Origin of the sequence: Streptomyces sp. NPDC101191, from assembly GCF_044767915.1 — a bacterium.
In the GTDB taxonomy this organism is placed as follows: domain Bacteria; phylum Actinomycetota; class Actinomycetes; order Streptomycetales; family Streptomycetaceae; genus Streptomyces.
In genome coordinates, this window is the sequence record NZ_JBIWOU010000006.1 from 672,432 (window position 1) to 683,599 (window position 11,168).

Below are 11,168 nucleotides of genomic sequence, written 5' to 3' on the forward strand. Positions count from 1 at the left end.
CAGGCGCACGGCGGTGACACGACTCGACCCCAAGGGGAGACAACGCGACCATGAGCGATGTACTGGAGCTGGTGGACGTATCCGTGGTCCGCGACGGACGCGCTCTGGTGGACGAGGTCTCCTGGTCGGTCAAGGAGGGGGAGCGCTGGGTCATCCTCGGCCCCAACGGTGCCGGCAAGACCACCCTCCTCAACATCGCCTCCAGCTACCTCTTCCCCACCAAGGGCAGCGCCACCGTCCTCGGCGAGCGCCTCGGCGGCGTCGGCACCGACGTCTTCGACCTGCGCCCCCGCATCGGCGTGGCCGGCATCGCCATGGCCGAGAAGCTCCCCAAGCGCCAGACCGTCCTCGAGACCGTCCTCACCGCCGCGTACGGCATGACCGCCACCTGGCACGAGGACTACGACCCGGTCGACGAGCAGCGCGCCAAGGCCTTCCTCGACCGCCTCGGCATGACCGACTACCTGGACCGCAGGTTCGGCACCCTCTCCGAGGGAGAGCGCAAGCGCACCCTCATCGCCCGCGCGATGATGACCGACCCCGAACTGCTGCTCCTCGACGAGCCCGCCGCCGGTCTCGACCTGGGCGGCCGCGAGGACCTGGTCCGCCGCCTCGGCCGGCTCGCCCGCGACCCGATCGCCCCCTCGATGATCATGGTGACCCACCACGTCGAGGAGATCGCCCCGGGCTTCACCCACGTCCTGATGATCCGTCAGGGCAAGGTCCTCGCCGCGGGCCCCATGGAGACCGAGCTGACCTCCCGCAACCTCTCCCTCTGCTTCGGCCTGCCGCTCGTCGTCGAGCACGTCGGCGACCGCTACACCGCGCAGGGCCTGCCGCTGAAGTGACGTCACGGGCGCGGTGACCGCACGGAATCGCGCCCTGTCCCGTACAGCCCCACCGCCCTACCATGACCATGTGGACATCGACGCATGGATCTGGTGGCTGATCGGCGCGGTGGGGCTCGGCATTCCCCTCGTTCTCACCGCGATGCCCGAGTTCGGCATGCTGGCCGTCGGCGCGGTCGCGGGAGCCGTCACCGCGGGCCTCGGCTTCGGCATCGTCGCCCAGGTCGTCGTGTTCGCCGTCGTGTCCGTCGCCCTCATCGCCGTGGTCCGCCCCATCGCCGCACGCCACCGCGACGGCCGCCCCGGACTCGCCACCGGCATCGACGCCCTGAAAGGGCGTCAAGCCGTCGTACTGGAAAGGGTCGACGGCTCCGGAGGGCGCATCAAGCTGGCCGGCGAGGTCTGGTCCGCCCGCACCCTCGACTCCGGGCAGAGCTTCGACCCCGGCGAACAGGTCGACGTCGTCGACATCGACGGAGCCACGGCCGTCGTGATGTGACCGAACCTCGCCCATGACCCTCCGCGGTCTGGGAAACTCGATCATCGAGATCATCATCTGGTCATCTACCCGGCAGCGAAGGGCACAGGGAACACGATGTCAGCAGTCATCATCGTCCTGATCATTCTGGTGGTGCTTGTCTTCATCGCCCTGATCAAGACCATCCAGGTCATCCCGCAGGCGAGCGCCGCGATCGTGGAGCGCTTCGGCCGCTACACCCGCACGCTCAACGCGGGCCTGAACATCGTCGTCCCGTTCATCGACCGCATCCGCAACCGGATCGACCTGCGCGAGCAGGTCGTCCCCTTCCCGCCGCAGCCGGTCATCACGCAGGACAACCTGGTCGTCAACATCGACACCGTCATCTACTACCAGGTGACCGACGCCCGCGCCGCCACCTACGAGGTCGCCAGCTACATCCAAGCCATCGAGCAGCTCACCGTCACCACCCTCCGCAACATCATCGGCGGCATGGACCTGGAGCGGACCCTCACCTCCCGCGAGGAGATCAACGCGGCCCTCCGCGGCGTCCTCGACGAGGCCACCGGCAAGTGGGGCATCCGCGTCAACCGCGTCGAGCTCAAGGCGATCGAGCCGCCCACCTCCATCCAGGACTCGATGGAGAAGCAGATGCGCGCCGACCGTGACAAGCGCGCCGCGATCCTCACCGCCGAGGGCATCCGCCAGTCGCAGATCCTCACCGCCGAGGGCGAGAAGCAGTCCGCGATCCTGCGCGCCGAAGGCGAGGCCAAGGCCGCCGCACTCAAGGCCGAGGGCGAGGCCCAGGCCGTCCGCACGGTCTTCGAGGCCATCCACGCCGGCGACCCCGACCAGAAGCTGCTCTCGTACCAGTACCTCCAGATGCTCCCGAAGATCGCCGAGGGCGACGCCAACAAGCTCTGGATCGTGCCCAGCGAGATCGGCGACGCCCTCAAGGGCCTCTCCGGTGCCTTCGGCAACGTCGCACCCGGCGTTCCCGGCTTCAACACCAAGAGCTCCCCGTCCGTCGACATCCCCGCCCGCCGCGAAGAACCTCCCGTTGACTGACACGTACACGTAACCTCGTGCATGATCGGTGCGAGCCCCTCGACCCCGGCGACCCCGGAGCGGGGAGGCGACTCACCGAACCCGTAAGGAGATGGCTTTGTCCATCTGGGAAATGCTCGCGGTCTTCGCGGCAGGCACAGCCGCCGGCACCATCAACACCATCGTGGGATCGGGAACGCTGATCACGTTCCCGGTCCTCCTCGCGACCGGCCTCCCCCCGATCACCGCGAACGTCTCCAACGCCCTCGGCCTCGTCCCCGGATCCATCAGCGGAGCCATCGGCTACCGGAGCGAACTCAAGGGCCAGACCACCCGCGTCCTCCGCCTCGGCACCGCCGCCCTCCTCGGCGGACTCGTCGGCGCCGTCCTGCTCCTGGCCCTGCCGTCCGACGCCTTCGACGCGATCGTCCCCGTCCTCATCGGCATCGCGCTGGTCCTCGTCCTCCTCCAGCCCCGCATCGCGGCCGCCGTCCAGCGCCGCCGCGAGGCCAACGGCACCGAGGCCCACCCCGACGGCGGCCCCGCCCTCCTCGTCGGACTCTTCCTCGCCAGCATCTACGGCGGATACTTCGGCGCCGCCCAGGGCGTCCTCTACCTCTCGCTGATGGGCCTGCTGCTCCACGACACCCTGCAGCGCGTCAACGCCGTCAAGAACATCCTCGGCGCCGTCGTCAACGGCGTCGCCGCGGTCTTCTTCCTCTTCGTCGCCGACTTCGACTGGACCGCCGTCCTCCTCATCGCCGTCGGCTCCACCATCGGCGGCCAGATCGGCGCCAAGGTCGGCCGGCGCCTGCCCCCCACCGTCCTGCGCGGAGTGATCATCGCCGTCGGCATCGTCGCCATTCTCCAACTCACCCTGAAGTGAAGCCCGGAGAATGACGGAGGGCCCGCCCCGAGCAGGGGCGGGCCCTCACGCCGTACGCACAGCGCCCGACACGCGGGAAGCACGCGACACCCGCGCGACACACCCGCACGCCCGACCCACGAACCGGCCCTACGCGGCCAGCCAGTCCGGCAACTCCGACCGCTCGGCCGCCTTCAGCGCGAGCAGCATCGCGTCCTGCGGCGTCGGCACGAACGGCTGGTGCAAGAGCGGCATCCCCGCCTGCTCGGGAGTCCGGTCCGCCTTGCGGTGGTTGTCCTCCGCACACGAGGCGACCGTGTTCAGCCAGTGGTCCCCGCCCCCCTGCGCCCGCGGCACCACATGGTCCACGGTCGTGGCGCGCTTCCCGCAGTACGCGCACCGGTGCTGGTCCCGCACCAGCACACCCCGCCTCGACCACGGAGCCTGTCTTCGGAACGGCACCCGTACGTAACGGCAGAGCCTGATCACGCGGGGCACCGGCATGTCCACGGCGGCCGCCCGCACACGAAGACCAGGATGTTCCTGCTCCACGACGGCCTTGTCCTGCAGGACAAGCACCACCGCACGGTTGAGTGTCACCGTCGAAAGCGGCTCGAAGCTCGCGTTCAGTACCAGCGTGTCCCGCATTGTGCCCACCTCCCGTGTGCCGGCCCCAGCCCCCCGTACAGAGGCTCCGGGCTTGGATCAACTCTGGCCGGGCGCGCCGGGTAGGACAACGCAATATCCGCGCAAAGAAAGATGCCCGCTTCTGATCTCTCCAAGACCAGAAGCGGGCAAACAAGAAGCGAAGCTCAGCCTTACGCCGGGATCTCGTACTCCGCGACGAGCTGGGCGCGCCCCAGGGTGTGGAAGCGCAGATTGAAGCCGACCGCGGCCGGCGAGGCGTCGGCGTCGGGACCGAGCTTCTCCTGGTCCACCGCGTAGACCGTGAAGACGTACCGGTGCGGACCGTCCCCGGGCGGCGGCGCCGCCCCGCCGAAGTCCCTCGAGCCGTAGTCGTTACGGGCCTGCACGGCACCCGCCGGCAGCCCCTCGAACGCGCCCGAACCCGCGCCCGCGGGCAGCTCGGTCACCGACGCCGGGATGTCGAACAGCACCCAGTGCCAGAAACCGCTGCCGGTCGGCGCGTCCGGGTCGAAGCACGTCACCGCGAAGCTCTTCGTCTCCGCCGGGAAACCCTCCCAGCGCAGCTGCGGAGAGGTGTTCCCCTCCGCGTACACCTGAGCGTCCTTCAGCACCCCGCCCTCGACGACGTCGTCGCTCACCACCGTGAACGACGCCACCGGCGGGTGAAAGTCATGGGGAAGCGGCGCCCTCTTGCCCTCGGCCACGTCTCAACCTCCTGTCGCTACCTGCCCTACGGCACCGAGCCTAGAGCCAGTTGCGACGCCCACCGACCTCCGCCAGCCACTGGTTCAGATAGGCCGCCCAATCGGTCGTGTGGAAGTCGTGCAGACCGACCGTGAAGGAGCGGTAGGAGTCACTGCCCTCCGTGAAGAGGCCCGGCTTCTTGTCCATCTCCAGGACGACGTCCATCTCCCGGTCGTCCGCGACGAAGCTGACCTCGACCTGGTTCAGACCCCGGTACTGCGCCGGCGCGAAGAACTCGATCTCCTGGTAGAAGGGCAGCTTCTGCCGCGTCCCGCGGATGTGGCCGCGCTCCATGTCCGCGTTCTTGAAGCGGAAGCCCAGCTGGATGAAGGCGTCCAGGATCGCCTGCTGCGCCGGCATCGGGTGCACGTTGATCGGGTCCAGGTCGCCCGAGTCCACCGCGCGCGCGATCTCCAGCTCCGTCGTCACCCCGATGTGCATCCCGCGCAGCTGCTGCCCCGCGATCGCGGTGACCGGCGTCTCCCAGGGGATCTCCAGGCCGAACGGCACCACGTGCACCGCGCCGGCCTGCACCTCGAAGGCCCCACCGAGGCGCACCTTCACGAACTCGATGTCCTGCTTGTACTCCTGGTCGTTGCCCTCGACCTCGACACGCGCCTGCAGTCCGACGGAAAGCCCCTCGATCTGCTGGGCGACCGAACCGCCCTGGATCCGCACCTCACCCTGGACGACGCCACCCGGGACGACGTTCTCCTCGGTGAGCACCGTCTCCACGGAAGCCCCGCCGGCACCCAGGCTCGCGAGCAGCTTCTTGAACCCCATGTCGTGCGTCCTCTCCTAGATGGTCTGACCTCTTCATACGCGCAACGAAGGTAGCCGGTTCCCGTACCCTCGGAGGCCATGAGCGAGAGCCCCGACCGTACGCCGCTCCCGCGGAGCTTCTTCGACCGCCCGGTACTGGAGGTCGCCCCCGATCTGCTCGGCCGCACCCTCGTTCGGAACGGCCCCGAAGGACGCATGGAACTCCGCCTCACCGAGGTGGAGGCGTACGCCGGAGCGATCGACCCCGGTTCGCACGCCTTCCGCGGCCGCACCGCCCGCAACGCCGTCATGTTCGGGCCGCCCGGATACGCGTACGTCTACTTCACCTACGGCATGTCAAGGCGGTCAGCATGAACGTCGACCTCCTCGCCCATCCTGCCGAAGAGGTCGCCCCCAGGTTGCTCGGGACCGTCCTCACCTGCAAGACCTCCGAGGGAGCCGTGAGCGTCGCCATCACGGAGACCGAGGCGTACTCCGGTGCGGCTGACCCAGCCTCCCACGCCTACCGAGGCCAGACACCCCGTAACGCCGTCATGTTCGGGCCCGCAGGACACCTGTACGTCTACCGGTCCCACGGTCTCCACTGGTGCGCCAACGTCGTCACCGGGACGGACGGCATCGCCTCGGCTGTCCTCATCCGGGCAGGCAGGGTCATCGAGGGGGAAGACCTGGCACGCAAGCGGCGAGGGGAGAAGGTCGAGAGTCCACGCCTTGCCCGAGGGCCCGGGAACTTCTGCCAGTCACTCGGCATCACGGCGGAGCACAACGGCGTAGACCTCCTGACAGGTACCTCGGTCGTGTTGTCCGAGGGTGAGCCTGTACCGGCCGTGCTCATCCGGGTCGGTCCTCGGGTAGGCGTGAGCAAGGCCCACGACTGGCAACACCGGTTCTACCTCGCCGGTGATCCGACGGTCTCGGCGTACCGACTTAGCCCCCGAGCCAAACCGCCCGCCGGAGCCTGAGCCGCTGTACGCCTCGCTCGCGGCCCGCCGGCGAGTCGGTGCGGAGTTGGGTCAGGCGATACGTGATCGTCCGCGAGCGCGGCCCGTGACGCGTTCCTGGCCGGTCGAGTGACTGCCGAGGCCGTCGACTCAGGCCGGACGAATGGAGACCGGAACCAATGCCTGCGTGAACACCGCAGTTCAGCCCGGGATGCCCAGAGGTTCAGGCGGTGGCCGATTCACTGACACTCAGGCAGGCCTGACGCCTAGCCTGAGTCGGAGCTCTCATCGGGCCATGAGAGACGATCTGCACCAGGGAGGGCTACGGAATGGGGCTGGAGATACTCCCCGACCGAGCCGGGCGGGAAGCCGCCTTTGAACCCTTGCTTGACGAACTCCTTGCGCTCTTCTGCCCTGACTGGGAGTTGCCGCCGATCATGGAAGGCGAGCACCAGTACCACCGCAACGAGGTGAAGCGCTACCAGCTTGGCGAGGCCGCAGCCCAGGATTACGCGGCGACACGGCAGCACTGGTGCATGCCGCCGTGCACGATCAGTGCCGAAGCGGCATACGGCAACTCATCCAGCCTCTGGTGGCAGCCTGCGGCTACCGTCAGATCCAGGCAGCGCTCATCGACTACATGCGGACTGGTTCCAACCCCGAAAGGGTTGGTGTCGGCATGGCCTGGTATTTCGCTCGCCCTGGGCTCCAGTACGCCTCGATAGAGGACTTGCGGCGGGGGGTGCCCACAGAGGAGAGCAAAGCGGCACTGGACGCGCTGGCCGATCTCCGCAGCGAGTACCGATCGGCGTGCCTCTCCGCGTTCCTGGCCTGCGAAGACCCAGACTCGGCGAGCCGCGCCCGAAGGTCTTCGCCGAAGAGGGCGTGTTCCTCGTACCCGGCGAACTCCTTCAGGTACGCCTGAACGTCTCGGCCGTCGCGGAGTACGAGACTTCCCGCTGTCGTCTCGATGGTGACGAACGCGGCGTCGTAGATGGTGAACGTACTCAGAGGGGTTCGCGGCGTCGGTGCCCCTACGGGGATCACCCCGATCTGCACGTTCGGGAGGTAGGACAGCGACGCGAGCCGGTCCATCTGCTCGGCCAGTGCCAGTGGGGAGACGACCGGCCAGCGAACCGCCTGCTCGGTCAGGACGAACGTGAACCGCTTCGAGGCGTCGTAGAGGACGGCTTGCCGTCCCAGCTTGCCTGCCACTGCCTTGCTCGTGTCGGCTGTCGAGTGGGCCAGGCTCGCCCGTACGTACTCCGGGGTTGCGAGCAGCCGGGTGACCATCGAGAGCAGGAAGTAGCGCATGTGCGTTGAGGACGCTTCGAGCGACTTCAGCTCGGTCTGTCTCGTACCGAGTCCCTTGCGCCGAAGCTCTCGGAGGTTGCGCCACTCGGTGTTCGCCATCCTGGCGAGGGCGGAGACCTCGGCGACGAGTTCCGGCGGAGCGTCCAGCGCTCGCAGGATCTGCTCGACGTCGACCAGGGACGGCCGTGTCCGGCCGTTCTCGATGCGAGACACCTTCGACTGGGACATGTTGCAGCGCGCTGCGAGCCGGTCCCCAGAGAGGCCGGCTCGCTTGCGCAGGTTCCGAAGCAGGGAGGCGAGTTCGGTACCAGACTCGCCAAGCTGCTCAGCTTCGAACGTCACTCCGTCACGTGCTCCGCGTACTCCAGGAAGGGAACCGACTCGGCAACGGCGATGCGCTGCCACTCGATGAACGGCGCAGGGTCACCCTCGTGCAGTTCCCGGCTGATCTGCGTGCCGTCGCCCTCGTAGTGCATCAGGACGACTGTCGAGCGGTCGAACATCCAGAAGTCCCCGACATCCGGCAACGGGTTCTCTCGCTCGGTCACGTCAAGGATGCGGATGTCCTCCCCGGCGAGCACGTGCGGTGCGTAGTACCGGGAGAACTCGAAGCGCAGGTACTCGGGGAGCGGTCGAGTCAGGACGTGCACTCGACCCTTGCTCCTCCCCTCACCGCGCAACCGCTTCAGGTCCTCCGTGTACGCCGACGAGTAGCTGTTCGGGTCGACGCGCTTGCCTGCCCGGAAGGCTTCGAGCTCTTCCGCCTCCTGCGGTACGAGGTACTGGGGCAGGGTCTCCAGTCGCCACGCCTCCGACTGGAAGCCTCGGAGCGTCGCCCGCCACTCCTCACCATCCAAGAGCACGAACGGCCTCCCGAAGAACGCTCTCGGGGATCTCCACGAGTCCTTCCCCCTGCGGGGGAGCGAAGGCGTCGGATACGTCGCCCTGAACCACGATGGAGCCGGAAGCGGTGCGGTAGACGTTCGGGCAGTCGTCCTCTCCACACGTGCCGTTGCCGTTGCCGTTGCCGGTGAGCCGAGTCAGTTCTTCGGCGCCATGCGGAATCCCCTTGACTTGGCGGCCCGGTCAGGCCGCCTGAGACGACCGTACGGGGGCCGCTTGCGGCCGTCCATGCACGGACGTGACTCATGCACGTTGTTGCATGAACTGGGGAGCGAGAGGGGCGCGCTTCCTCGACGGGCATGGCGAAGGGCCCCGCCCGACACTCGTCAGACAGGGCCCGTGCTCACCGAGCGCCGACAGCCGGCTCGGCGCTCTGCGGTCGGATCTCAAGGGTTCCGGAACGTGATCCGGCAGTGTTCGCCCTTGAAGGACCGAACCCCTCGACCGCGCGGCATCAACTCGACTCGCTCGCAGACCTGCATGACGACGGTCCGCACGTAATCGATGCAGTCGGGGTCCTCGTAGTCCAGCTCCTCCCACAGGTACTCGATGTCGCCCAGGTCGACGCGTACCCGCTTCGATGCCAGGTCCGCCAGCTCTGCGCGGATCTTGGTCAGGTCGGCATCGCACCTGCCGATGCCCGTCCGCAGGGTCGACGCGTCGATGTCCCCTACGGCGAACATCTCCGCCAGGGCGGTGCGCCTCTCGGATGCGGCCGTCTCCTCGGCCAGCAGCTCGACCTCTCGCTCCTCGTCTGCGGCATCCGTGGCCGGTGCCGCGTTCCACTCCTCAGCCCTGTCGATGACCTTCCTGACCACGAAGGAGTCGAGCGGGTCCGCCGGGCAGGTGATGCACCGGCCACCCGAACAGGTGTAGATGCGGTACCGCTCGCCTGCCGCGTTCTTCTTGCTCCACCCCTGTGTGACGACGGCCTGACACTTCGAGCAGCGGACCACACCAGACAACAGGGCCTTGCGCTTGCCGCCGCCGCCCGTGTTGCGCTCGGGGTCGCTCAGGTGGCGGACCAGGGCCCGGAATATGCCCTCAGAGACGATCGCCTCCCAGTTGCCCGGACCGGTCTCCTCGGTCCGCCGCACGCGCTTCCCGTCCGGCTTCTCGACCCACTGCGAGTACGTCTGGATTCCCGCGTTCCTCGGCTTCAAGAGGACGCTCCGAAGGTTCGAGCTGCGCCACTCCTTGCCGTGAGGCGAGAGCAGTCCGCGCGTGTTCCAGTCCTTCGCGATGGACCAGAGGGTGACGCCGGCCAGGACATCCCGGTACGCCTGCCGCAGGGCCTCCGCCTCTGCTTCCCGGTGCCTGCCGTCCCGCTCGAAGCCGAAGGGACGAGTACTCCAGAAGGGCCTCCCCGACTCCCTGCGCCGCTGGTGTCCGAGTACCTGACGCTCTACTCGCATCTCGGTCTCGTTGCGAGCCACCACAGCGCCAATGCGAGCAGCGAGACGGCCGGACGGGGTGGACAGGTCGAGCACTCCCTGCGCCTGTGCGGCGGCCAGCGTGACGCCGGTCGCCTCGGCCAGGTCCACCAGATCCTCAAGGTCCCAGGGGGTGCGGTACATACGGTCGTAGTGGCGGGACACGATGGCGTCTGCCTTGCCGTCCTCCACCAGAGCCTTGACGCGCTCCCACTCGGCGCTCCGCTTGGTTCCCCGCTTCGTCGAAGCCGACGTGTCCTTCTCAACGATCGTGGCTACGACCGACCAGCCTTTCCGGTCGCACAGCGCCTGACTCAGCTCGACCTGTTGTGTCAGGTTCCCACCCTTGGACTCCTCGCCCCTCGGGGTGGGGCTGAGTCTGGCGTAGATGATCGCTCGCACTGCCTGTCTCCTGCTTGTCGTCGCTTGCGGATGATGCCGGACCAACGACATACATGCCTAGTGAGTTACCTACGGCATGTGGTACTGCCTGTGTACTGCCTGAACCTGGTGTGCGGCCCCGAGGGAGAGGCCGGCGGAGTGCTGCTCCGCGCGGGGGAGGTCCTCACGGGAACGGAACAGGCCAGGGAACGACGCCTCTCGGCGCGCTACGACTCCGAGCTGGCGAAGGGCCCGGCCCGCCTGGCCACCGCCCTCGACGTCGCCCGCAGCCTCAACGGCACGGACGCCTGCGCCGGCCCGGACGCCCCCTTGTCCCTGCTCACCGGCGTACCACCGGCCCCCGAGCTCGTACGCAACGGTCCGCGTACGGGAGTGGGCGGCGACGGGGCCCCGCATCCCTGGCGCTTCTGGATCGACCGCGACCCCACGGTGAGCCCCTACCGCGCCCACACACCGAGGAAACGGGCGTCCTCGGGCTCGGCTTGACTCAGGTCGCAGAGATGCGTAATGTGGCCCGAGCCGCTTGAGACGGGAAGTGCTTGCTCAAGCCTCCTGGGGGCGGCCATCCACTACTTACAACGATTCCCGACGGGGCCTATTTCGGCATGCCGAAATTTGTTCTAAACGACTCGATTATGAGTCGCCAGGGAAATCCGCTAACGTAGTGAACACGCCGGAAGGCCTCGGAAAAGAAGACGAAAGTCGGAAAGCCGGGACCGGAAAGCACCGAGGAAATCGGATCGGAAAGATCTGATAGAGTCG

12 protein-coding genes and 2 pseudogenes are annotated in these 11,168 nt (G+C 67.9%); 7 read left to right on the forward strand and 7 right to left on the reverse strand.

The features are described 5' to 3' along the window. The first annotated feature begins 50 nt into the window (after window positions 1-50). The 4 genes from ACIRQF_RS26125 to ACIRQF_RS26140 all read left to right on the forward strand — a co-directional run bounded on the left by ACIRQF_RS26125 (window position 51) and on the right by ACIRQF_RS26140 (window position 3,259). Window positions 51-848 carry an ABC transporter ATP-binding protein gene (locus tag ACIRQF_RS26125; RefSeq protein ID WP_382480563.1) on the forward strand — a complete coding sequence of 266 codons (798 nt, stop codon included), beginning with the start codon at window positions 51-53 and terminating at the stop codon, window positions 846-848. A 70-nt stretch (window positions 849-918) separates the two neighbouring features. Then, window positions 919-1,347 (forward strand): NfeD family protein, encoded by a 429-nt coding sequence (locus ACIRQF_RS26130; protein ID WP_376629923.1) that lies wholly within the window; start codon window positions 919-921, stop codon window positions 1,345-1,347. A gap of 96 nt (window positions 1,348-1,443) precedes the next feature. Further along, on the forward strand, window positions 1,444-2,394 hold the full coding sequence (locus ACIRQF_RS26135) for an SPFH domain-containing protein (RefSeq protein ID WP_376629925.1): 951 nt from the start codon (window positions 1,444-1,446) through the stop codon (window positions 2,392-2,394). A gap of 91 nt (window positions 2,395-2,485) precedes the next feature. After that, window positions 2,486-3,259 (forward strand): sulfite exporter TauE/SafE family protein, encoded by a 774-nt coding sequence (locus tag ACIRQF_RS26140; RefSeq protein WP_382480560.1) that lies wholly within the window; start codon window positions 2,486-2,488, stop codon window positions 3,257-3,259. Window positions 3,260-3,388: 129 nt separating this feature from the next. On the opposite strand, the gene ACIRQF_RS26145 is transcribed toward ACIRQF_RS26140, so the two are convergent. The 3 genes from ACIRQF_RS26145 to ACIRQF_RS26155 form a co-directional block, all read right to left on the reverse strand. Further along, complete coding sequence (locus ACIRQF_RS26145; protein WP_376629929.1) at window positions 3,389-3,886, reverse strand: HNH endonuclease; 498 nt, start codon at window positions 3,884-3,886, stop codon at window positions 3,389-3,391. Window positions 3,887-4,056: 170 nt separating this feature from the next. After that, window positions 4,057-4,590, reverse strand: coding sequence for a YbhB/YbcL family Raf kinase inhibitor-like protein (locus ACIRQF_RS26150; RefSeq protein WP_376629931.1), 534 nt, complete (start codon window positions 4,588-4,590; stop codon window positions 4,057-4,059). Window positions 4,591-4,630: 40 nt separating this feature from the next. Then, window positions 4,631-5,413: a sporulation protein gene (locus ACIRQF_RS26155; RefSeq protein ID WP_365341321.1), complete on the reverse strand. Its 783-nt coding sequence runs from the start codon at window positions 5,411-5,413 to the stop codon at window positions 4,631-4,633. A 78-nt stretch (window positions 5,414-5,491) separates the two neighbouring features. Here ACIRQF_RS26155 and ACIRQF_RS26160 point away from each other — a divergent pair. After that, window positions 5,492-5,751, forward strand: a pseudogene (locus tag ACIRQF_RS26160) (DNA-3-methyladenine glycosylase); the annotation flags it as partial. 12 nt (window positions 5,752-5,763) lie between these two features. Beyond that, window positions 5,764-6,375 carry a DNA-3-methyladenine glycosylase gene (locus ACIRQF_RS26165; protein ID WP_404095504.1) on the forward strand — a complete coding sequence of 204 codons (612 nt, stop codon included), beginning with the start codon at window positions 5,764-5,766 and terminating at the stop codon, window positions 6,373-6,375. A 615-nt stretch (window positions 6,376-6,990) separates the two neighbouring features. Here the strand turns inward: ACIRQF_RS26165 and ACIRQF_RS26170 are convergent. From ACIRQF_RS26170 to ACIRQF_RS26185, 4 genes are all read right to left on the reverse strand, one after another. Continuing rightward, window positions 6,991-8,010, reverse strand: a complete 1,020-nt coding sequence (locus tag ACIRQF_RS26170; RefSeq protein ID WP_404095457.1) for a helix-turn-helix domain-containing protein — start codon at window positions 8,008-8,010, stop codon at window positions 6,991-6,993. Then, window positions 8,007-8,531 carry a DUF6879 family protein gene (locus ACIRQF_RS26175; RefSeq protein WP_404095459.1) on the reverse strand — a complete coding sequence of 175 codons (525 nt, stop codon included), beginning with the start codon at window positions 8,529-8,531 and terminating at the stop codon, window positions 8,007-8,009. The genes ACIRQF_RS26170 and ACIRQF_RS26175 overlap by 4 nt, the downstream gene beginning before the upstream one ends. Beyond that, window positions 8,515-8,733, reverse strand: coding sequence for a hypothetical protein (locus ACIRQF_RS26180; protein WP_404095507.1), 219 nt, complete (start codon window positions 8,731-8,733; stop codon window positions 8,515-8,517). The genes ACIRQF_RS26175 and ACIRQF_RS26180 overlap by 17 nt, the downstream gene beginning before the upstream one ends. A 224-nt stretch (window positions 8,734-8,957) precedes the next feature. Then, window positions 8,958-10,397 (reverse strand): recombinase family protein, encoded by a 1,440-nt coding sequence (locus ACIRQF_RS26185; protein ID WP_404095509.1) that lies wholly within the window; start codon window positions 10,395-10,397, stop codon window positions 8,958-8,960. Between ACIRQF_RS26185 and ACIRQF_RS26190 the strand changes: the two are divergent. Beyond that, window positions 10,281-10,892: pseudogene (locus tag ACIRQF_RS26190) on the forward strand (DNA-3-methyladenine glycosylase); the annotation flags it as partial. The gene ACIRQF_RS26185 and the pseudogene ACIRQF_RS26190 overlap by 117 nt on opposite strands. Window positions 10,893-11,168 lie beyond the last annotated feature (276 nt).